General features: G+C 57.3%; 20 protein-coding genes. 7 read left to right on the top strand and 13 right to left on the bottom strand.

Annotated features, from left to right (window positions below; translation table 11 throughout):
* Positions 1-75: 75 nt before the first annotated feature.
* The gene (locus tag ACQ4N8_RS10500) at positions 76-1,296 is read right to left on the bottom strand and encodes an MFS transporter (RefSeq protein ID WP_430704307.1); all 1,221 of its coding nucleotides are present in this window, start codon (positions 1,294-1,296) and stop codon (positions 76-78) included.
* A 163-nt stretch (positions 1,297-1,459) separates the two neighbouring features.
* On the opposite strand from ACQ4N8_RS10500, the gene ACQ4N8_RS10495 reads away from it, so the two are divergent.
* A complete protein-coding gene (locus ACQ4N8_RS10495; protein ID WP_430704306.1) occupies positions 1,460-2,254 on the top strand; it encodes an alpha/beta hydrolase in 795 nt (264 codons plus the stop codon).
* 64 nt (positions 2,255-2,318) lie between these two features.
* Here the strand turns inward: ACQ4N8_RS10495 and rsgA are convergent, their stop codons facing one another.
* The 3 genes from rsgA to ACQ4N8_RS10480 form a co-directional block, all read right to left on the bottom strand.
* Positions 2,319-3,506 (bottom strand): ribosome small subunit-dependent GTPase A, encoded by a 1,188-nt coding sequence (rsgA, locus tag ACQ4N8_RS10490; protein WP_430704305.1) that lies wholly within the window; start codon positions 3,504-3,506, stop codon positions 2,319-2,321.
* A gap of 575 nt (positions 3,507-4,081) precedes the next feature.
* Entirely contained in the window at positions 4,082-4,774 is a 693-nt protein-coding gene (locus ACQ4N8_RS10485) for an HAD family hydrolase (RefSeq protein ID WP_430704304.1), read from the bottom strand.
* A 97-nt stretch (positions 4,775-4,871) separates the two neighbouring features.
* Entirely contained in the window at positions 4,872-5,342 is a 471-nt protein-coding gene (locus ACQ4N8_RS10480) for a DUF3939 domain-containing protein (protein ID WP_430704303.1), read from the bottom strand.
* Between the two features lie 226 nt (positions 5,343-5,568).
* Here ACQ4N8_RS10480 and ACQ4N8_RS10475 point away from each other — a divergent pair, with 226 nt between their 5' ends.
* Together ACQ4N8_RS10475 and ACQ4N8_RS10470 are read left to right on the top strand one after the other, a co-directional pair.
* Positions 5,569-6,552, top strand: coding sequence for a YpdA family putative bacillithiol disulfide reductase (locus tag ACQ4N8_RS10475; protein ID WP_430704302.1), 984 nt, complete (start codon positions 5,569-5,571; stop codon positions 6,550-6,552).
* Between the two features lie 90 nt (positions 6,553-6,642).
* Complete coding sequence (locus ACQ4N8_RS10470) at positions 6,643-7,095, top strand: DUF441 domain-containing protein (protein ID WP_430704301.1); 453 nt, start codon at positions 6,643-6,645, stop codon at positions 7,093-7,095.
* Between the two features lie 12 nt (positions 7,096-7,107).
* Here ACQ4N8_RS10470 and ACQ4N8_RS10465 read toward each other — a convergent pair whose 3' ends face one another.
* Positions 7,108-8,880, bottom strand: a complete 1,773-nt coding sequence (locus ACQ4N8_RS10465) for an ABC transporter ATP-binding protein (protein WP_430704300.1) — start codon at positions 8,878-8,880, stop codon at positions 7,108-7,110.
* A gap of 42 nt (positions 8,881-8,922) precedes the next feature.
* Positions 8,923-9,222: a hypothetical protein gene (locus ACQ4N8_RS10460; RefSeq protein ID WP_430704299.1), complete on the bottom strand. Its 300-nt coding sequence runs from the start codon at positions 9,220-9,222 to the stop codon at positions 8,923-8,925.
* A 151-nt stretch (positions 9,223-9,373) separates the two neighbouring features.
* Between ACQ4N8_RS10460 and ACQ4N8_RS10455 the strand changes: the two genes are divergently transcribed.
* Positions 9,374-9,877 (top strand): ADP-heptose synthase, encoded by a 504-nt coding sequence (locus tag ACQ4N8_RS10455; protein ID WP_430704298.1) that lies wholly within the window; start codon positions 9,374-9,376, stop codon positions 9,875-9,877.
* Between the two features lie 124 nt (positions 9,878-10,001).
* Here the strand turns inward: ACQ4N8_RS10455 and ACQ4N8_RS10450 are convergent, their stop codons facing one another.
* Positions 10,002-10,301 carry a HesB/YadR/YfhF family protein gene (locus tag ACQ4N8_RS10450; RefSeq protein WP_430704297.1) on the bottom strand — a complete coding sequence of 100 codons (300 nt, stop codon included), beginning with the start codon at positions 10,299-10,301 and terminating at the stop codon, positions 10,002-10,004.
* 975 nt (positions 10,302-11,276) lie between these two features.
* On the opposite strand from ACQ4N8_RS10450, the gene ACQ4N8_RS10445 reads away from it, so the two are divergent.
* Complete coding sequence (locus ACQ4N8_RS10445) at positions 11,277-13,034, top strand: ABC transporter ATP-binding protein (protein ID WP_430704296.1); 1,758 nt, start codon at positions 11,277-11,279, stop codon at positions 13,032-13,034.
* A gap of 3 nt (positions 13,035-13,037) precedes the next feature.
* Complete coding sequence (locus ACQ4N8_RS10440) at positions 13,038-15,110, top strand: ABC transporter ATP-binding protein (RefSeq protein ID WP_430704295.1); 2,073 nt, start codon at positions 13,038-13,040, stop codon at positions 15,108-15,110.
* Positions 15,111-15,258: 148 nt separating this feature from the next.
* On the opposite strand, the gene ACQ4N8_RS10435 is transcribed toward ACQ4N8_RS10440, so the two are convergent.
* The 4 genes from ACQ4N8_RS10435 to ACQ4N8_RS10420 all read right to left on the bottom strand — a co-directional run bounded on the left by ACQ4N8_RS10435 (position 15,259) and on the right by ACQ4N8_RS10420 (position 19,769).
* Positions 15,259-16,146 (bottom strand): protease complex subunit PrcB family protein, encoded by an 888-nt coding sequence (locus ACQ4N8_RS10435; protein WP_430704294.1) that lies wholly within the window; start codon positions 16,144-16,146, stop codon positions 15,259-15,261.
* Positions 16,147-16,219: 73 nt separating this feature from the next.
* Positions 16,220-16,618, bottom strand: coding sequence for a PqqD family protein (locus ACQ4N8_RS10430; RefSeq protein ID WP_430704293.1), 399 nt, complete (start codon positions 16,616-16,618; stop codon positions 16,220-16,222).
* Between the two features lie 4 nt (positions 16,619-16,622).
* Complete coding sequence (locus ACQ4N8_RS10425) at positions 16,623-18,536, bottom strand: OPT family oligopeptide transporter (protein ID WP_430704292.1); 1,914 nt, start codon at positions 18,534-18,536, stop codon at positions 16,623-16,625.
* A gap of 213 nt (positions 18,537-18,749) precedes the next feature.
* Entirely contained in the window at positions 18,750-19,769 is a 1,020-nt protein-coding gene (locus ACQ4N8_RS10420; protein WP_430704291.1) for a CobW family GTP-binding protein, read from the bottom strand.
* Between the two features lie 154 nt (positions 19,770-19,923).
* On the opposite strand from ACQ4N8_RS10420, the gene ACQ4N8_RS10415 reads away from it, so the two are divergent.
* The gene (locus ACQ4N8_RS10415) at positions 19,924-20,436 is read left to right on the top strand and encodes a MogA/MoaB family molybdenum cofactor biosynthesis protein (protein ID WP_430704290.1); all 513 of its coding nucleotides are present in this window, start codon (positions 19,924-19,926) and stop codon (positions 20,434-20,436) included.
* Between the two features lie 75 nt (positions 20,437-20,511).
* Here ACQ4N8_RS10415 and ACQ4N8_RS10410 read toward each other — a convergent pair whose 3' ends face one another.
* Both ACQ4N8_RS10410 and ACQ4N8_RS10405 read right to left on the bottom strand, forming a co-directional pair.
* Positions 20,512-21,051, bottom strand: a complete 540-nt coding sequence (locus ACQ4N8_RS10410) for a hypothetical protein (protein ID WP_430704289.1) — start codon at positions 21,049-21,051, stop codon at positions 20,512-20,514.
* 102 nt (positions 21,052-21,153) lie between these two features.
* Positions 21,154-22,152, bottom strand: a complete 999-nt coding sequence (locus ACQ4N8_RS10405; RefSeq protein ID WP_430704288.1) for an acryloyl-CoA reductase — start codon at positions 22,150-22,152, stop codon at positions 21,154-21,156.
* Positions 22,153-22,155 lie beyond the last annotated feature (3 nt).

The following is a 22,155-nucleotide window of genomic DNA, read 5'->3' as shown; positions in this document are numbered from 1 at the left end:
ACTATCGGCGCCGTCACATAGAAAGAGGCTCCCTCCCAGCCGTCAAGCCGGGAAAGGGAGCCTCTTTCGTTATGCTTAAAGCGTGGTTTTTGAGCGGACGCTCTCCTCCGCCCGTTTGCCGCGAAGCAGCGGCTGCAGCCGCAACGCGGCGGCCGTGCAGGCCAGCAGCGCCCCGTTCAGCACAAACACCACCGGGATGGAGATCCATCCGCCGATGGCCCCGCCCGCGATCGGTCCGACCATGTTGCCGAGCTGGCCGGCCGATTGATTCAAGCTGAACGCCCGGCCGCGAAATTCCGGTTTCGTCGCCTGCACGATCAGCGCGTTTAGCGCCGGGAATACCGCGGCAAAAAACAGGCCGTACACGAAGCGAAGCGCCCCAAAGCCCACCAAGGTGTGGAAGAAATGCTGCAGGACATTGCCGATGCCCCCGCCGATCAAACCGATCATCAGCGTGTTGCGGTAGCCGATTTTCTCCCCGATCTTCCCCCAAAGCGGCGCGGCGATCACGGTAGAAATGCCGACTGCCGAGAAAATAATCCCCGAGCTGAAGGACGCATTGGCCGCCGATGCCCCGAGATCCAGCACGTAAAGCGAAAGCAGCGGCTCCAGCACCATCACCGATGCCGTCACGATGAGCACCACAAGCAGTTTCCCCATGAGCGGACGGTTGGCCGACGCTTCCTTGAGATCGTCGAGCACATGCGAGCGTTCGCGGTTGCGGTCGAAGTTTTCTTCTTTGACGAAAATCCAGGCAATCAAGGCGGAGAAAAGCACCACGGCCCCTGCTGCCAAGAAGGATTCCCGGTAACCGATAAATTTGCTGAGCGATCCGCCGACCAGCGGCCCGATGATCCCGCCCGCCGCGCCGGCGGTCGACATGATCCCGAGCGAGAAGCCGACGTGCTTCTCGGGCGTATTCGTCGCGACCAGCGCGATCGCGGAAGGCACGTAACCCGCCAGGAGACCGGATAAAATGCGCACGGCGATCAACTGGTAAGGATCCTGCACGAAAGAGTTGAGAATATAGACGGCGCACAGCGAAAATCCCGAGCGCAACAGCATCGGCTTGCGGCCATACTTGTCCGACAGCGAGCCCCAATAGGGGGAAATCAACGCGCCGGCCAAAAAAGTAATCCCGAACGCAAACCCCGACCAGAGGGTCAAATGCTCGGTCACGCCGAGATCATTGGCAATGAACAAGGACATGAACGGAATAACCATGGAATAAGCAGTGCTGCAAAAAAACACCCCGATCCACAGCACGTACAGATTTCTTTTCCAGGGGAAACTCATACGCTCCACCCCCAGCTTGTCAACTTTGCTACCCTGGAACCAACCCGTTTCTCCATTTTAGCATGGTTTGCGGAAAACGATGGTGATATTTTACAAATCGGCGGCGATCCAAGGTATAATTTAGCTATATAATCAAGCCTAACAAAAAGGAGCATGGTATACCATGGCACTGTTTCAATGTCGCTTTTTCTCGGAAGTATTGGGGCTCAGCACGTCGATGACCGTCATTTTGCCGGAGCTCGCCCAATCGCAAATCGGCATGCCCGCCAGCGGAGCGGCCGGGCCTTATCCGACGCTTTACCTGCTGCACGGCATGTCGGACGACGACTCGATCTGGCTCCGCCGAACTTCCATCGAACGGTATGTTTCGGGGATGGGGCTGGCCGTCGTCATGCCTCAGGTAGATCTCAGCTTCTATACGGATATGGCCCAAGGCAACCGCTATTGGACGTTTGTCAGCGAAGAGCTTCCCCGTTTGTGCCGTTCGTTCTTCCCGTTGTCCGAGCAGCGCGAGGATACGTTCGTCGCCGGATTGTCCATGGGCGGTTACGGCGCCTTCAAGCTCGCCCTGCGCAAGCCGGACATGTTCGCCGCCGCGGCGAGTTTATCCGGCGCGCTCGATATTGCGAACAATCACCATAACATCGACGGGATTTCTCCGTTGTTCCTGCGGATATTCGGCGAAGCCGGGCCGCAGAACACCGAGAACGACCTGTTGACGCTGCTCGAACCGCTGGCCCAGGGACAGAAAGCCGGCAAGCCGGTGCCTAAGCTTTACCAATGCTGCGGAACGGAGGATTTCCTCTACGAGGATAATCAGGCGTTCCGCAAAGCTTGCAGCCGCGCCGGCCTGACGCTGACCTACGAGGAAGGCCCCGGCTCGCACGAATGGGGCTACTGGGACGCCAAAATTCAGGACGTGCTGAAATGGCTTCCGCTTCGCCCGAAGCATGCTTGATCCCGAAAGGAGGCGCCTCGGCGCCTCCTTTTTCCGTGCCGCAAAGGAACCCTTGTTGCACGGCCTATTCCCAGTCGCTCGCATACCGCCGGCGCTGCTCGCCTTTGCCGCGGGGCTCGTTGCCTTTGCCCGCCGCGGCCGAGCGGGCGGAACGCTGCCGGCTTTGCTCCTTGGCTGCTTGATACTTCAGCTCCCGCTGGGTCTTCAGGTAGTTGTCCAGCCGTTTGCGCTCCAGGTTGCCGCCGTTGATCGCCTCCCTGACCGCGCAGCCGGCTTCCCGCTGATGGCGGCAATCGCTGAACCGGCACGACTTGCCGAGCTCCTCGATGTCGCTGAACGCCTCCGACCAGCCGCCGTCGTCGTCCCACAGCTGCAGCTCCCGCATCCCCGGCGTGTCGATCATCACGGCCCCCTGCGGCAGCACGAACAGCTCCCGATGCGTCGTCGTATGCCGTCCGCGGCTGTCATCCTCGCGGATGGCCTGGGTTTTCTGCACGTCAACCCCCGCCATCCAGTTGAGGATGGTCGATTTCCCGGCGCCGGAAGATCCGGCAAGGGCCACCGTGACTCCCGGCCGGAGCAGCGCATCCACCTGCGCCCGGCCCAAATCCTCCAAGGCGCTGACGGCAATAACGTCAACGCCCGGCGCGATCGACTCCACCTCGGCGACGTATTGCTCCGGGTCTTCGCATAAATCGGCCTTGCTGAGCACGATGACCGGCATCGCTCCGCTGTTCCAAGCCATAATCAGATATCGCTCCAGCCGGCGAAGATTGAAGTCCAGATTCAGCGCCGCAACGACGAAGAGCAGATCGACGTTGGCCGCCACGATTTGCTCGGTCGGCACCGAACCCGCAGCCCGTCTGGAAATGCGGCTGGTACGCGGGAGCAATCCGTGAATGACGGCATCCACGGCGGCCCCGTCCAGAAAGCGGACCGCCACCCAATCCCCGACGGCCGGAAATTCGCTGCGTTCGCCCAGCTCGAATTGCAGGCGGCCGGACATTTCCGCCCAGCCTTCCCCGCGCTCCGACGCGATCCGGTATTTCCGGCCGTGATCGGCGATGATCCTCCCCGGGTGCACGCCACCTAGGCCCAGTTGATGCAAAGCGTTCTCCCGTTGCGGGTTCCAGCCCAATTGGACTAATTCGATGGCATTGCCCTTATCGCAATAATCGTTTGTTTCGCTTGCTACGTTTCCTGCGTTCATTTCATTTATCTTGTTCATTTCGTTCAATTCGTTCAAATTCAATTCGTTTTTCCTCCTCGAGCGGGTCGCTCCGTTTTCGTTGGTTTTATTGGTTTCATTGTGGTTAATTACGCTGGATCCCTGACGGCATCGCGCTGATCCCGTTGCCGCAGCCCGGCAGGCCTTCCCGCGTCAAGCGCTTCCGCAGCCCGTCGCGCCTAAAAGAAAAAGACGCGGGAACGTGCTCCCGCGTCTGCCACCTCAGGCATCAGGAATATACCGGCCTCCCCATCGTCTTCCAGATGGAGGTGCGCCGAATATTCCTGTGCCCGTATGAACTGCCGTCTCCCGTGGAATGACGGCAGCAAAAAGCCGCGGGACGTGAATGCGGTCCCGCGGCTGGATCAACCAAGCAAGCGCTGCTGCTTCGCGTTCGGATAGACTTCAGCTATTCCGTCACGCGATGCTGCGGCTCTTTTCCGTCAAGAAGACCGTATTCACGATATGAGATTGCACTGACGACACCGACGATAACGACATCATTGCGCGTACTCTCACCATAATTACCAGCCTCCTTCAAAGATTTGTACCCATCATAGTGGATTGCGGCGGACTTTGTCAATCCTTTCCTTCTTCCATTACCTCTCGTATTGTTCCAAGAGCTCGGGGATCTCATTCAGCTCCGAGACGGTCCGCCACGGCTTGCCGCCGTCCAGCCCCTCGTCCCAGGCATGCTTGCGCCGCAGCCAAATGCCGCGAAGGCCCGCTTGGGCAGCCCCCCATATATCGTTGCGCGGATGGTCGCCAACGATGATCGTCTCTTCCGGCCGCGTGCCGAGACGCTCCAGAGCCAAACGGTATATCCGCGGGTCCGGCTTGCCGATATCGACGTCGCCCGATACGATGATCGCATCGAAATAGGCGCGGAGGTTGAGACGATCGATTTTTCCATGCTGCAAATGGCTGTATCCGTTCGTAATGATCCCGAGGCGCAGCCCCATAGAACGGCATGTCTCCAACGTTTCGGCCGCAAAATCCATCGCCTTCGCATGCGCCATATAATTCCGGTCGTAATATTGCTTCAGCTCATACAGCGCGGGCTTCTTGCTCCAGGGCAGCGTCTCGATCAGCTCCAGAAAAAAACCTTCCTTCGGACGGTATCCATCCGCATCGCTTTCGATCATTTCGGTTACGAGCCGATCTTGCTGCGCTTCCTCCATCGGCACCAGGCATTCCCGCACCAATTGCCGGGCAAAATGGCGAAACGTATAATCCCGGTCCATCAACGTGTTATCCAAGTCAAACAGTACGGCTTTCAGCTGCAACTTCATTTCCCCACTTTCCCCAAGTCGTCTCTCTCTCTATTGTAAAACAGCCTGTCAAATAAAAAGAGCGCATCCCGGGGTTAGCCGGTTCTGCGCTCTGCCGTTAAATGACTTGCTTCGGACGATGGGTCAGCATCATTTCCTGTTCCGTGACGTACAGCGGAAAAGGCGGCATTTCTTTGAGATAATGCTCCCGCACCAGCAGCCGGAAATCAACCTCGAACTGCGGCGATTGCTCGACCACCGGCAGCTTCCCTTGCTCCTCGACGTAGTTGTCGACCGCCGACTGCACTAAATCCAGATAATACGGGATTTGGCGATCCTGCTCCGTAAAAATTTCATAGGTTTCCCTCGACAGGTAGAAACGTTGATCCGTGATCCCGCCTAAATATCGCGATAATCGCTTCATGTCCAGACTTCCGTCCGGAAGCAGCAACGATAAACGATTAATGCCATCGGGCATTTCGGCCTCATAACGCAGTACGGCCCGTCTCACTTCTTCCAATGTCACCTGAATAGCGGCAGGGACTCCGACACGAGTTGGTTTACGATGTTTTTTGAACCACGACAGCATATTCGGCACCTCCCAAAATTTCTTAAAATTTTAGGCAAACGCTTACACTACTAGTGTACTCTAAAATTCTCGTTTTGAACCTCCCAAACCTCAGATGTCATAGGATTGCCACATGTTCCGGCTGCAGCGAAATGCGGCGAACGGCTGGCTATTCGCGGATATTTGCTGTAGGATGGAATTGTTTTGAAACTGCTGTTGAAAATCTATGCAAACCTAGGAGGACCCCATGCAGGATGTCATCATTATCGGAGCAGGGCCATGCGGTCTGTCGGCAGCCATCGAATGCCAACGGCGCGGTCTGCAGGTGCTCGTTTTGGAAAAACACTGCCTTGTCCATTCCATTTACTCGTACCCCACTTATATGCAGTTTTTCAGTACGCCGGAGCTGCTGGAAATCGGCGATGTGCCGTTTGCCACGCCGAACGATAAACCTTATCGCCACGAGGCGCTCGCTTATTACCGCAAAGTCAGCGACCATTACGACGTGCCCGTGTCCGCCTATGAAGAAGCAACCGAGGTGCTGCGCCGGCCGGACGGCGCTTTTCTTGTCCGCTCCGTCAAACGCGGCGGCGAACAGGCGGAATATACGGCCCGTCGCGTCATTATCTCGACGGGTTATTTCGATCATCCCAATATTTTAGGGATTCCGGGAGAAAATACCGACAAGGTATCACATTATTTCCAGGAAGCCCATCCGTATACCGGCACCAAGGTCACGATTATCGGCGGCAGCAATTCCGCGGTGGATGCCGCGCTGGAGCTGGTTCGGGTCAACGCCGCGGTGACCGTCGTCTATCGCGGGGACGACTTATCGGGGAATATCAAGCCTTGGGTTCGCCCGAGCTTCGAAAGCCTGGTTAATAAGGGGAAAATCGCGCTGCGCCTGAATTCGCGGGTAATCGAAATCCACCCGAACCATGTCGTGGTCGAGTCGGCCGCCGGCGAGACGCTCACGCTGGCTAACGATTTCGTTCTGGCCTTGACCGGATTCCGTCCGGACCGCAAGCTGCTGTTCTCCGCCGGGGTAGACATGGCCGGCGACATGGAGAAGCCGGTGTTCGACCCCGAAACGATGGAGACCAACGTGCCCGGATTGTACGTGGCGGGGGTCATCGCCTCCGGCCGCAACGCCAACGAGGTGTTCATTGAAACCGGCCGCGGCCACGGGCGGTTGATCGCCGAGCACATCCTGACAACGTCCGGACGATAGATTCGAGCTTTCGCGATCGTTCAAATTCGCCGTTTCCGCTCGGCCGGGTTCCGTCATTGATGTGTATTTCCGCACCATAGGAGGTGGAACATGAATCAAATCGACATTACTTCGTTATTGTTATTGCTGCTCGCCGCGCTTGGGATCTTCAGCAACAATATGCCGATCACCGTCGCCATGATCGTTTTGCTGCTGCTTCGCGTGCTGCATTTGAACTACGCGTTTCCCTGGCTGGAGAAATACGGCTTGACGCTCGGCATCCTCATCTTGACCATCGGCGTCATGACCCCGGTCGCCAGCGGTAAAATCTCCATCCAAACCTTATGGGCTTCCTTCTTCCATTGGAAGTCCCTGCTCGCCATCGGGGTCGGCATGCTGGTCGCCTGGCTCGGCGGCCGAGGCGCCACCCTCATGGGCAACCAGCCGACGGTCGTCGCCGGCCTGCTGATCGGCACGGTGCTGGGCGTCGCTTTTTTCCGCGGCGTACCCGTCGGGCCGCTCATCGCTGCGGGCATTTTATCCCTGGTCATCGGGAAGCTATAGCGCTCCTGCGCCTCACACCGGTTCGCCGCTCGCCGCCGGACTCAAATTCTGGATGTTGTACAGCTGCGCGTACACGCCACCCGGGGCGGCCATAAGCTCGTCGTGCGTGCCGCGCTCGGCGATTTCGCCGTTCTTCATGACGATGATCTGGTCGGCATGCGTGATCGTCGACAGCCGGTGCGCCACGACCAGCGTCGTGCGGGAGCGCGACAACGTCTGCAACGATTGCTGAATCAGATGCTCCGACTCCAGATCGAGGGCCGAGGTCGCCTCGTCCAGCACGAGAATCGGCGGGTCTTTGAGGAAGACGCGGGCGATGGCGATCCGCTGCTTCTGCCCGCCGGACAGCTTGACGCCGCGCTCGCCGACTTCAGTATCATAGCCTTGCGGCAACTGCATGATGAAATCGTGAGCATTGGCCGCGCGGGCTGCCTCGACGACCTCCGCCTCGGCCGCCCCGGGGCGGCCGAACAAAATGTTGTCGCGCACGCTGCCGCTGAACAGGAAGTTGTCCTGCAGCACCATCCCGATCCGGCTGCGCAGGCTCTCCATCGTCCAGTCGCGGACGTCCCGGCCACCGACCGTCAACATCCCCCGCTGAATGTCGTAGAAGCGCGGAATCAACCCCACCAGCGACGATTTACCGCCCCCGCTCATGCCGACGAACGCCACCGTTTGCCCCGGATGCACCTCAAGCGAAATGTCCTTTAACACCCAGTCGCCCGGCTCCTGATATTTGAACCATACGTTCCGGAACGCCACGCTATGGCTGCCCTGCGGCAAAACCGCCGCATCCGGCGCATCGCTCATATCGTAGGGCTCCTCCAGCAGCTCAAGCACCCGCTCCCACGAAGCGGAGGCCTGCGTCAGCACCGTCGACGAATTGATCAGCCGCTTGAGCGGCGCATACAGCCGGTCGAGATAGCCGAAAAAGGCGACGAACGTTCCCAGTGTCAGATCCCCCCGAATGACCTGATAGCCGCCGTAGCCAATCACGAGCAGCGGCGCGATGTCCGTCATCGTGTTGATGATGGCGAACGTCCAGGCGTTCCAGCGGCTGTGGGCCAGCGCTTTGTGCAGAAACCTGCCGTTGGTCCCCTCGAACTTCTTCTGGTCATACCGCTCCAGCGCAAAGCTGCGGATGACCGATATCCCCTGAATGCGTTCATGCAGGTAAGCCTGGATGCCGGCGAGCGCCGCGGAACGGTCCTTGGTCAGCTTCTTGAGCCGCTTGTACAGGATCTTCACCGCCAAGGCGTACAGCGGAAAAATCGCGATCGACACGAGCGCCAGCCACGGGTTCAAATAAAACATGAAGCCCAGCACGAACACCAGCGTAAACGTATCGAGCCAGACATTCATCATGCCGACCTCGACGATGTTCTTGGTCTGCTCGGCATCGTTGATGAAGCGGGAGATCACTTCCCCGACTTTCGTATTCTGGTAGTATCTCAGCGATAACCGCTGCAAATGGCCGTACAGCCGGTTGCGCAGGTCGAACAGGATCCGTGCCGTGATCAACTGGGCAAAGTATTGCCGCGCATATTCCACCGGACCTCGCACGACGACGAACAGGAACATCGTTGCGCCCAGCACGATCATCAGTTGCGAGACCTTTTGGCTCAAATCGATCGCCGTATTCAGCAAAATGTCGTCCACCACGTATTTCTGCACCAGCGGCAGCAGCGACGGAATGCCGAATTTCAGGATCCCGATGCATAAGGTCAAAATAATCCATTTGGTATAAGGCCGAACAAACGTCCAATAAGCTTTCCAATGTTTCAACTTGTGAGCACACCCTCTATCTGATACTGTAAGCCGGTTTCTCTAGTCCGAAATCCGCCAGGCCATTTTGCGCACCAGGCTTTCGGCATATTCGTCCAACCGCCGGGCGATCAGCCGCGGCGTCAAACCGCCAAGCCCCGTATCGATCCAGTCGCGATACACCTCGGGCGGCCCCGGCAGCATTTCCTCCCGTTTTATTTTCACCCCGTAAACCGCCGATGATATTCCGCCTTTGAGGGGCGTGACCGTGACGACTCGGAATCCCGCGCCCGCCTGGCGCTCCACCCAGTTCAACGTCTCTTTCGACAGCAAGGATGATCCGCCAACCGTTGTTCGATTCAAGCCAAACTCCCCCTTTTCGCTGGATAAACGCCGATTTTCAAGCTGTAAAGCTGAATTTACTTACAGGATGTGGTATACTCCTTAATAAATTCATATGTCGCTGTGATTTGCAGGACAGCAACGAGACACAGGCTGCTTTAGGAGGATGACCATGTCACGCCAATTTGTGATTGAAGCCGTGATGGTGGCTATATACGGAGAATTGCTGGTGCCGCAGGCACCTGTTGAATATATTGTACCTTACACCACCGTCATGGAGCTTTACGAGTTTCAAAATAGTCCGGAGCCGCTCATGAACGACCCCGTCGACGATATGCACGTGAAAGAAAAAATAAGCGAGCTGATCGCCTATCTCGAGGAACCGCTCAACCGCAAGAAATTGGAGCGGGCTTTAAGCGTGCCTTGGTCCAAAAGCCCGTCGATCCTGTTCGGCGACCGTATTTCCTGGACCGTGATCAACGCGGTCGACAATGAACGCTACGGCGAGTTTCTCGACCCGATCGAAACGGAAATCGTGCTGACCGCCCAGCGGGAGAACGTCCCGGTCCTCACCGACCAGTTGGAGCTGATCCGCCGGATCATCGAAGCGGAGGTACCGGTTCAGGTGTACGATATCGGCGATTTCGAGTTCGCCATGGAAGACAGCATCATTTAGCCACATTGCGATCGTTGTCGGCTGACCTGCCGGCACAACTTTCAATAACAATAAGCGAAGGCCCGCGGTGACGGGCCTTTTTTTGCTGCGGTATGATCATCCCTGACCATACCGCGTATTATGATTAATTCGGAGCGGCCGCCTCGTATTCGTACTCGATGTCGCCAAGCCGCGGGTCGAATGACACGTTGAGATGGTAGCCGTCCAGATACCACAAATCCTGGTTTTCCATGTAAAACGTGATGCCGCCTACCTCCGAGGCAAGCCCCGGCGATACCGGCCTATCGACGTCAATTCCCAGCGAGAATCCCGGGTGCAGCTTGCCGCCCGCGCTGTAGCGCGCGAAGAACCGCACCGCCTGCCCCGCCTGAAGGCCAAGCTCTTGCTTGAACCATTCGGCAGCCTCATGTGTCACGTTAATCATCAGATTCTCCCCTCCACTTTCTGAAAAGCCGCTTTTTTACTCTATTCTAGACGAAACCGGCGCGATTGCCAAACCTAAACCTAACCTATAGGGTTCGTGTCTTGTTGTCTCTATATGCTCCTTTGCACGATTATCCCTTTCGTTAAGGGAGCTAGGGTAGGTTAGGTGAACGATAAAAAATAAGAAAAGGCGGTTCAGGTAAGTTTTTTGCCTTGATAAAGGAACGTATGTTCGGTATAATCAAATAAAACAAACGTATGTACGCATGTTATCGATTCGGGAGTTAGGAGAAGCGAAGCAGCCGGACGGGAGATTAAGGACAAGACGCGGTAAAACGAAAAGACCGTTATTTTGCTGGCAACCGGAACCCTTCTGTCTGCGGCAACGCCTGCCTCGTCAGGAAACCCCCACCTGTTTTTTTGCCTTAAGCTCGTCTCATGATCTCGAACTGATCTGTTTCTCCGCTCCCCTGATCAAACGGGATAATCGTGCAAAGCGTCCGGACAGCGAGTGTTGACCTGAGTGTTGATCTTACACCCAAATCGGCTGCCGGCTTGACGCCATGGTTCGTCGCATTTGCCCCTTAGCACCTGGTACCGAAAAAAATAACGTTTGACACATTCTTGAAACCGGTGCTAAAATCGGGAACATACGAGATCGCATTTCAAGTAATTACCAATGAGAAAGGGTGAGCAAGGTGTCGAAGTTCAAGTTCATGTTTACGCATCGCAATGCGTATAACCACACACAACCGAATACCGGAGCAACCCCTACCGGCTTGGATCGTACTTAGCGCTGACCGCCCCTGCTTATTTCGAGGGATTCGGCGATATCATACGCGGAGGTTGCTTGCTTACAAGTAACGGACGCGACATATGTTATGGTCTTTAAGGCATATCGTTTTCGGACGATATGCCTTTTTTGCGGTTTTTTGCAGGTATCGTAAGCTGTAATCAAAAAGGAGGTAACCACATCATGTTTTCCGTTTTAAAAAATTTGGGCTGGTTTTTCCGGCGAGAAAAAAGGCGCTATATGATCGGCCTGTTCCTGCTCATCGTCGCGGGGATCGTGGAGCTCGCTCCGCCGCGCCTGCTGGGCAGCGCCATCGATGAAATCGTGGCCGGCACGGTCACTTGGGCTTCGTTAACCCAATATATTTTGCTCATTATCGGCGTATTGATTTTTATCTACCTCATTACGTACATATGGATGCATTCCTTGTTCGGGGGATCGAACCTGGTCGAGCGGCTGCTGCGCACCCGGTTCATGAGCCACCTGCTGCGGATGACGCCGCCGTTCTTCGAGCGGAGCCGCACCGGCGACCTGATGGCCCGGGCTACGAACGATCTTCGTTCGGTCGCCCAGACCGCGGGATTCGGGATGCTGACGCTGACCGACTCGACGGCGTACCTCTCGGTAATCTTCATTGCCATGAGTACGCTGATCAGTTGGAAGCTGACGCTCGCTGCGATCATCCCCCTCCCTTTCATTGCCCTGGCGATGAAGATTTACGGGAAAATCATCCATGAGCGATACACGCTGGCGCAGGACGCCTTCGGGGACATGAACGACCAGGTGCTGGAGTCCGTGGCCGGCATCCGGGTCATTCGCGCCTATGTACAGGAGCGCCATGATGAGGGACGTTTTGCGGATATCACGAACGACGTGTATAAGAAAAACCTGGCGGTAGCCAAAGTGGACGCTTATTTCGAGCCTACAATCCGACTCTGCGTCGGACTCAGCTACGCGATCGGACTGACGTACGGCATCTATCTCGTTTTTCACAATGAATTGACCCTGGGCGATCTCGTATCTTTCAACATGTACCTGGGGATGATGATTTGGCCGATGTTCGCGATCGGCGAGCTGATCAACATCATGCAGCGCGGCGGAGCTTCGCTCGACCGCGTCAACGAAACGCTGAACGTCAAGCCCGACGTCGAGGACGTACCGCAGCCGGTGCATGTCGAAACGCCGGAAACGATCGAATTCAAAGACGTCACGTTCCGTTATCCGACTTCTACAATCAACAATCTGGTGGGGGTCGACCTGACGATCCGGCGCGGCGAAACGCTCGGGATCGTCGGCCGCACGGGCAGCGGCAAATCGACGCTGCTCAAGCAGCTGCTGCATGAATATCCGGTAGGCAGCGGCGAAGTATCGATCTCCGGCGTGCCGATTCAGAGAATCGCTTTGGATCGCCTGCACGGGTGGGTCGGTTACGTGCCGCAGGAACAAATCCTGTTCTCCAAGACGGTGCGGCAGAACATCCAGTTCGGGCTGAAGGACGCGCCGGACGAGGCGATCCTGGAAGCCATCCGCACCGCCGCCTTCGACCAGGACCTCGGCACCTTGTCCGACGGCCTGGATACGCTCGTAGGCGAGAAGGGCGTCGCCCTCTCCGGCGGCCAGAAACAGCGCGTCTCGCTGGCCCGGGCGTTTATCGCCGACCCGGATATCCTGATTCTCGACGATGCCTTGTCGGCCGTCGATGCCCGGACCGAAGCGCGGATCATCGAGAACATCCGCAGCCAGCGTTCCGGCAAAACCACGCTGATCTCCACGCATCGGCTGTCCGCCATCGAGCATGCGGATTGGATCGTCGTGCTGGAGAAAGGCCGCATCATCGAAGAAGGTACCCATGATACGCTGCTGGAGCTTGGCGGCTGGTACCGCGAACAATACGAACGTCAGCAGGTGGAATCGAACCTGACCGACGGGGAGGTGTCCTAAGTTATGCACACCCATACGGGTAAATCCTTATTCAAATACGCCTTGACGGCGAAAAATACGTTTATCCTTGCGCTCGTCATGCTGGCGATCGGCGTGGCCGCCGAACTCGCCGGCCCGTTCATCGCCCGCGCGATGATCGACGATCATATGCTGGCGATCGAGCAGCCTTTTTACGAGACGTCGGCTCAAGGCAAGAGCAACGTAACCTATGACGGCCGCACCTTCAAAAGAGGCGACCGTTTCGCGGAAGGCGAAGCCAAAGGCGCCGAGGTCCGCATCCTGCAGGTCGGCAAGAGCTTCGTGTTCGTCGACGCTTCGGTCGCGGACGTTTCCGGGGACCGAAGCTTCCGGGACGGCGTGCTTACCCTGACCCGGCAGGACGGCACGACCGCCGATTATCCGGCGCAAAGGCTGGATGCCGCAGGGCTGTTCGCTTTTTACAAACCGGAGGTGCCCGGGATCTTTTCGCTCATTGTCTGGTATCTCGTGTTTCTGGCCGTCTCCATCGTGATGGAATTCGGCAAGACCTACTGGCTGCAATCTTCGGCCAACCAGGTCATCCGGAAGCTGCGAATGGACGTCTACGCCCATATTCAGCGGCTGCCGGTGCATTTCTTCGATAATCTGCCGGCCGGGAAAGTCGTCTCCCGCGTCACCAACGACACCGAGGCGGTCAAAGATTTATTTATCGCCGTGCTGGCGAACTTCTTCTCCGGAATCATCAACATGCTGGGCGTTTATGTCGCCTTGTTCATTTTGGACGTACGGCTGGGCCTGATCTGTTTGTTCGTGGTGCCGATCATTTATCTGTGGATCGTCTTTTACCGCAAGTTTGCGACGAAGTACAATACGATCATCCGCTCGCGCTTAAGCGAAATCAACGCGATCATCAACGAATCGATCCAGGGCATGTCGATCATCCGGATTTTCCGCCGCGAGGCGCAAACGAAGGAAGAATTCGAAAACCTGAACAACGACTACATGAAGCACCAAAACAAAATGCTGAACCTGAACGCGTTCACTTCGCATAACCTGGTCAACGTGATCCGGAACCTGGCGTTTGCCACCGTTCTCTGGTATTTCGGGTCCGCCCAGCTCGGCGGTGCCGGCGTTATCTCGCTGGGCGTGCTTTACGCCTTCGTCGACGTGCTGGGTCGCTTGTTCCAGCCGATTACCGGCATGGTCAACCAGCTGGCCGCCCTCGATTCCTCGATGGTGTCCGCCGGCCGGGTGTTCACGCTGATGGACGAACCGGGCGAAGACGTGGTCGACGGCTCGATGCCGCGCTACAAAGGGAACGTGGAGTTCAAGGACGTCTCGTTCGCGTACAAAAAAGATTACGTGCTGAAGAATATTTCGTTTGAAGCGAAACAAGGCCAGACGGTCGCGCTGGTCGGGCATACCGGCTCCGGCAAAAGCTCGATCATCAACCTGCTGTTCCGGTTCTACGATCCGCAGCAAGGCACGATCACGATCGACGGGCAGCCCGTCACGGATCTGCCGAAGCAATGGATCCGCCAGCATATGGGGATCGTACTCCAGGACCCGTACCTGTTCACCGGGACGATCGCTTCGAACGTCAGCCTTGGCGATGAGCGCATCTCGCGCGAAACGGTAGAGAAAGCGCTGATCGACGTCGGCGCCGACCGGATCCTGGCGCATCTGCCGAAGGGGCTGGACGAACCGGTCGTGGAAAAGGGCAGCACCCTTTCCGCCGGCGAACGCCAGCTGATCTCGTTCGCCCGGGCGCTCGCTTTCGATCCGGCGATCCTGATCCTCGATGAGGCTACAGCCAACATCGATACGGAAACCGAGGCGCTGATCCAATCCGCGCTCGAGGTGCTGAAACGCGGCCGGACGACGTTCATCATCGCCCACCGCTTGTCGACGATCCGCAGCGCCGACCAGATCCTCGTGCTGCATCGCGGCGAAATCGTCGAGCGCGGCACGCACGAAGAGCTGCTGGCGCTGGGCGGACGGTATTATCAAATGTACCGGCTGCAGTTGGGCGCCGGCGAAGCGCCGGCCACGCCCGGTCACGGACCGGCCGTGGCGCCCGTGGCCAATCCGAGCTAAGCATGAACTAAATTGAAAGAATCTTCATTACCGCCAGGCTGAGATGCAGCGGCGGTATTGAAGGTTCTTTTTTATACAGAAAAAACAACCGCCCCAGGTTCGGGAACGGCTGTTTTTCGTTGCTTGCAAACGATGGAATGTTTAATGTTTATGGGAGACGTTTGATCTCGACCGTATATTGGCTGGAGACGAACGTTTCCGCCTTCGTATCGGAAATGACCTGGATGTAGCTTTGGCCCGGGTCCGGGGACAGCAGCTCATAGTAGACGGTCGCTTGCTTGCCGGAGAATTCCACCTTGGCCACCCGAATGCCGTATCCCGGATTCGGCTGCTGCGCACGGGTCAGCACGACCTTGTTGATCTGATCGTTTACTTTCTCTACGTTACAGCTGACGTTATCCTGCATGTTTTGTTCGTCATCCTTATACTTATTTACGAACTCGGCGGCGTTATACACAAGCCGTGCGGCGTCGATCCGGTTGATCGCCTGCTTCGAATCGAATTTGCCTTGCTCGTCCAGGCTGGCGATTTTCATCAGCAGCAAGGTCTGAATGTTATTCGCATAGTCCGGCGTCATTTGATTGGCATCCGCGACCTCGATATACATTTTGATCGTCGGATAGTTGCCGGTCGCGTTCACCGCCTGCATCAGGATATCGGCGAAGGCTTCCCGCGTCAGTTGAGCGTTCGGGGCAAAATCCTTCGGCAGCTTGATGCCGTTGTCTTCGGCGATCCGCAGCGAGGACGCATACCATTCGTTTTTGCCGGAAGGTTGGGATGGGCTGTCGGCTTTCGCTTTCAAATCCAGCGCTTTGACGATCATATGGACGCCTTGCGCTCCGGTCAGCTTGCCGAGCGGAACGAACTTGTCCTTCGAGACCCCTTGAATGATCCCCTTTTGCTGCAAGGCTTCCGTCATGCCGGCATCCTGTCCTTGTACATCGCTGAAGGCGGAAGCGGAAGATGCCATGAGCAGCGAGCCGGACATCAGCAGAACGATGGCCAGTTTCATCTTGCGGTTGGTTGTTGTTTTCATTTGTTCATCACCTCTGCCCTCCTAGACGGCTCGTCCGCCCGAAAAGTTGCATGCATCTTCCAATTCGCGGTCCCTAAACGCTTTCCAGCCGCATTTCCTCACGGTTCATGGCGTCTGCCCACAGAAGCCAGTCGTTGGCTTCCATGATCTCGATAAATTTGCTGAGCCGCGGCATCAGCGGCTCGGCTTCTTCCCCGAATTTCGTCCGGATGGCTTCGGCAATGTCCCCTACGCTATGGGTTCCATCGCAGCGGGTAACTACCTCGCTGCCGAGCGCGTCCAGATGAACATGGATCACGGCCGGCTGCTTCAGAAAACGCACCGACTGGCGCTCCAGCCAGCTGCGGCGCGGCAGCAGCAGCTCGGCTTTGCCGTCGTCGCCCGAAGCGACGCCCAGGTGAGGCCGCAGAAGCGGAACCATGTCCAGCAGGTTTTGCTCAGGCTGTTTGGAAGCGCGTTGTTTTTTCTTCATGCGCTTACCCCCTGTTCTCTTTGGTGATGCCGTTTTTGCTGCGTAAGGAGATGAACCCTAACAGGAACGTCACGATCAGGAAAATCAGGAACGGCAGCGTATTGCCCGCCACCGCGATCGTGGACGGAATTTGCACCCCGGACCAGATCAAAATGGCGATGATGACGCCGATCAGCGATTCCCCGGCGATCAGCCCGGAAGCAAGCAGCGTTCCGGTTTCGACCCGGCTTTTGAGCAGGGATTCGTTTTTCCGCGAGAAGAAACCGACGACCCAGCGCACCAGGCCGCCCACCATGATCGGCGTGCTGATATGCACCGGCAGATAGATGCCGACGGCGACCGTCAGCGAGTTCAGGCCCAAAAATTCGAAGACGACGGCAGCGGCGGCTCCGATAAAGATCAGGTCCCAAGGCAGGTTCTCCGACATGATGCCTTCGACGATCAGCCGCATCAGCACCGCTTTCGGCGCGGACAGCTGCTCCGAGCCGAGCCCGTACGTCGCATTCAACACGTTCAGAATAAAGCCGATGACCAGACCGGAAACGAGCACCCCGATCATCATCGCCACCTGCTGTTTCCACGGAGTCCCGCCGACAAGGTAGCCGGTTTTGAGATCCTGCGAAATATCCCCGGCTACGGCCAAGGCTACGCAGACGATGGCGCCCACGGTCAAGGAAGTGACCATCCCGGTCATGCCGGACATCCCCGTCAGCTTGTACAAAAAGGTCACGATAAGCAGCGTGGCGATCGTCATCCCCGACACCGGCGACGAGGAGCTGCCTACCAGGCCGACAATCCGCGAAGCCACGGTGACGAACAAGAAACCAAACAACGCGATGGCCACCGCCCCGATAATCCCGACGTTCGTAATCGGGTCAAAAGCCAGCAGCACGATCAGCACGGCGATCATCGCGAAAACCCATACCCCGGGGATGTCGCGGTTCGTCCGGTCGATCGTCACTTTCTCGTTGGATGCCGAGCGCTGCATCAGCCCTTTGAGCGTGGCGCTCAGCGAGCTGAACAGCATCGGCAGGGTTTTGACCAGCGTGATCAAACCGCCGGCCGCCACCGCCCCGGCGCCAATATAGCGGATGTAATCGCCCCAGATGCCCCAGGCATCCAACTGGGCGATCGGGGTTTGCGAAGGCGCGATGGCGCCCAGGGAACCGGCCCCGAAAAAGCTGATCATCGGAATCAGCACCAGCCAGGCCAAAATCCCCCCGGCCAGCATTTGTCCGGCGATCCGCGGCCCGATGATATAGCCGACGCCCAGCAGCGCCGGGTACGTATCCATCCCGATCACGGCGTTTTTGAAGCGGAAGACGGCGGTTTCGATTTCCGTCTTGAACAGCATAAAGCCATCGCCCAGCGCCTTTACCAGGCCGCCGACGACAAAGCCGAGCGACACCATGCGGGCGCTTCGTCCGCCCGTTTCGCCGGACACGAGCACTTCCGCGCACGCGGTCCCTTCCGGATACGGCAGCGTTTCATGTTCATTCACGATCAGCAGGCGGCGCAGCGGCACCATCATGGCTACGCCTAAGAAGCCGCCGACCAGCACGATAAAGCTGATCATCTGCTGACTTGGATCTAGGTCCCACATATACAGCGCCGGCAGCGTAAATATCGCTCCAGCCGCGACCGCTTCCCCGGCCGTGGTCATCGTCTGTACGATATTGTTCTCCAGAATCGATTTGCGCCGGAACACCCCGCGCAGTACGGCCAGCGAAATCACCGCCGCCGGTATGGAAGCGCTGACGGTCAGGCCGATTTTCAAGCCGAGATAAGCGTTGGCCGCCGCGAACACGACCGCCAAAATAATCCCGAGCACGACGGCGACCACCGTCAACTCAGGCAAGGAACGCGAAGCCGATACGTAAGGAACGAACTTCGCGGAGCTTTTCTGTTTATCATTCATGTCAATCTCTCCCTCTTTATGAAAAAAGCAGTTATAGGTTGCCCTGAGCCTGCCGCAAATAAACGAAACAAAGAAGAGAACCCGCTGCGGCACGCGGTCTCTTCGGTATACGCCAATTCGTTTCCATGTTTATGCCTTGAACTATGTAGTGCTATGAATGCGGTTCGTCTTTCAGCGATTAACGGTGAAAAAAATTAAGGCCATTTTTCACCGCTATTCTGCTCCTGTTTGCTTCCGCTCCAGTTCCTTCAGCTGCGCGGCGATCCGATTCCGGTCGAAGTGCTCGCCGATGAACACCGCCACATCCGGGACGTTCCCTTGCGGCGTTATTTTCAGATAATCGGCTTCGCGGTACGCATATTGGAACAGAAACCGGCTCGCCGTATCGGAGAAACGCAAAATCCCCTTGCCGCGATAGACCTCCCGGGGCAAATCGGCAATAAACCGTTCGAATTCTCCGCTGTCCACCGGTCCTTCGAAGTAATGCGTGTACACCGTCACATGTTCATGCGAAGCATGGGCGTGGTTATGCCCATGATGATGATCATCATGGCAGCCATCCCCATCGGGCTCACCGTTATGCCCGTTGTCCGCTGCACCGCGTTGAACCGGAGGCCCGGATGCAGCATGCTCTTCCGCCCCGTTTAGCAGCTCCGATAAATCAACCTCGCATTTTACTGCCGGGACGATGCGGGCATAGGGATTCGTTCGGTGCAAGAAGTCGGTCATCTCCTGCTGCCAGTCCGGGCTGATCAAATCGATTTTGTTCATTACGAGCACGGAACCGCAACGGATTTGCTCGATCATCAAGCGGTAGGTTTTCCCTTTCTGCGTGTGATGCAGATCGGCCAGATGCGCCGCGTCAACGACCGTGATCATCGGCTTAATGTCCAATTTCAGTATCAGCGACACCTCGGTTACCGCATCGAATATTTCCAGCGGATTGCCTGCGCCCGTCGCCTCGATGATGACCAGATCCGGCCGCTCCTTAACGATCAGCTCCGACATCTGTACGCTCAAATCCCCGCGGATCGTGCAGCAGATGCAGCCGCCGAGCATTTCGGCCATCGGTACCTCGCTGGATACGAGCAATCCGTCCAGGTTCACGTCTCCGATCTCGTTCATAATGACGGCCGGCCGCAGCCCCTGATCCTGCCAATAGCGGATGAGCCGCTGCAGCAGCGTCGTTTTGCCGCTCCCCAAAAATCCGGACAATATATAAACTGGTGTCACCTTTGTTTCACCTCATCTCCTATGATTTGGAACATAAATGCATACGAATGCGAGTTTACACCAACCTTACAGGACATGCAACTACATTTCCCCCAAACGTTCATCCGTAACGTGGTAAAATAGAATTAACGCCCAAGGAAAGGAAGCGAAATGGATGAGATCAGTCGATCAGCACCGAAGCGAAGCCCCTGACATGGTTTCCTGCCTGGTCATTACCGTCTCCGATACGCGAACGGCCGATACGGATACCAGCGGCCAATTGATCAAGGAGCTGCTCCAGCAAAACGGATACCGCGTGGCCCGCTACACCATCGTTAAGGACGATTACGACGGTATCCGCCAGCTGCTGCGGGAGGCGGCCTCCGACCGCGGCATCGAAGCCGTCCTGCTCAGCGGGGGCACCGGGATTGCGCCGCGGGATACGACCTACGAAGCCGTACGCAGCTTGTTGAACAAGGAAATGCCGGGCTTCGGCGAAATTTTCCGTTACCTCAGCTTCACTGAGGATATTGGTCCGGCTGCCATTCTGAGCCGCGCGATCGCCGGAACGATCAGCAATAAAGCCGTGTTCTCCATGCCCGGCTCGCAAGGGGCCGTGAAACTGGCCATGGAGCGGATCATCATTCCGGAACTGCGCCATGTCATGCGGGAAATTTACAAAAAATAAATCCTTCAACCCAAAAAACCAACTTCTTATCCCCGGATTCTATCAGGATAAGAAGTTGGTTATAGGTTAATCTCCTTATTCCGTGCGGTCGTTCATTTGCTCCAGCAACCGGCCGAACACCGCCTTCATTTCGTCGCGGTATTGGCTCTCCTTTTGCACGCTGGAGGCATAAACCAGCGCGGTATTGCCCCGGCTCGAGATTACGGAAGCCTGGCTGGAAACCGCCGCCGCCTCCGGTCCCTCGGTTCCGTCCCCGGATCCGTAGATTTCCGATATTTCGCGAATCCGTTCCTGCTCGCTGGGGAACACATGCACGATAATAAAATGCCGGGCATCCCCATTGATGAAATAACTATAGCTAATATTCCCGTCCAACCCCTCGGCATAGGTCTCATGCGTTAAACGGATGCCCCTTTGCGCGCATTCCGCTTTCAGCGCCTGCAGCATGGCCGTATTGAGCGTCGTCCCGCTCGTCAGCTGGCGTTCGTTCCCCTGCCGGTAGCTTTTCATATTGTATTTGTTCATTTCTTCCTTCGCTACCCTTTGCATGCCGCTGCAGCCCGTTGACAATGACAACGCCAGGGCCAGCCCCAATCCAACCTTCCACCATCTCATTGGCATCCCATCCTTTGCACAAAGCTTGTTCGCCAGTTGCAGCCGATGATGTTAGGTTGTCACAACGCCGTCCATTTTATACCATTGCAAGGCAGGTTCGATCTAGTTCGATAAGGAAATCACCTGACGTCCAACCGCTTTGCCCGCAAGCACGGTAGACAGCGCTTCAGGCAGCCGCTCCAGCGGAAATTCGGTTACCCCTTCAAGAAGCGCGGGCTCGGGTTTCCATGCGCCGGCCAGGAGCTCCCATAGTTTGAGCCGCAGCGGCATCGGGCAAAAGACGGAATCGATGCCGAGCAAATTAACGCCGCGCAATATAAACGGATAAACGGAGGTCGCGACCTCCCCGCCGGCGGTAAGCCCGGACAAAGCGACGGAACCGCCGTACTTGACCGCCTTGAGCAAATCGGCCGTAACAGCGCCACCGACCGGGTCCACGACGGCCGCCCAGCGCTCCTTGCCTAGCACGCCTTTGGCGCCCGAAACCGCCTCTTCGCGGGATAGGACGTCGGCGGCGCCGAACGCCGACAGCTTCTCGCGTGCTTCCGGTTTCCCGGTCACGCCCGTCACGTCAAACCCCAGCCTGCTGAGAATCGCGACGGCCATGCTCCCTACGCCGCCGGTGGCGCCGAGGACCAGCACGGGGCCGTGCCCGGGCTCAAGCCCGCCCGCCAGCAGGCGTCTCACCGACAGCGCTGCCGTAAACCCGGCCGTCCCGATCGCCATCGCTTCCCGGGCCGTTAAACCCTGCGGCAGCCGGACCAGCCAGTCGCCCGGCAAGCGGGCGACTTCGGCAAATCCGCCTTCATGCGTCACGCCAAGGCCGTAGCCGGTGCACAGCACCAGATCCCCGGGCCGGAACCGCGCATCGCGGGATTCGGTCACTTCCCCGGCCAAATCGATGCCGGGGATGAACGGATAACGTTTGACGATTTTTCCCTCCGGGGTACTCGCCAAACCGTCTTTATAATTGACGCCGGAATAGTGGACCGAAACGGTCACGTCCGCGTCGGGCAGGGCGGAGCCATCGATCAGCTCGACCCCCGACCGGAATCCCTGCTCGTCCTGATGCACGCGAAAAGCGCGAAACTGCTTCTCCATTGA

It is taken from the genome of Paenibacillus macerans, assembly GCF_050565405.1.
Lineage (GTDB): Bacteria > Bacillota > Bacilli > Paenibacillales > Paenibacillaceae > Fontibacillus > Fontibacillus macerans_B.
The sequence above is the reverse complement of the archived record's forward strand: the minus strand, read 5'-3'. Positions and strand labels throughout refer to the sequence as shown.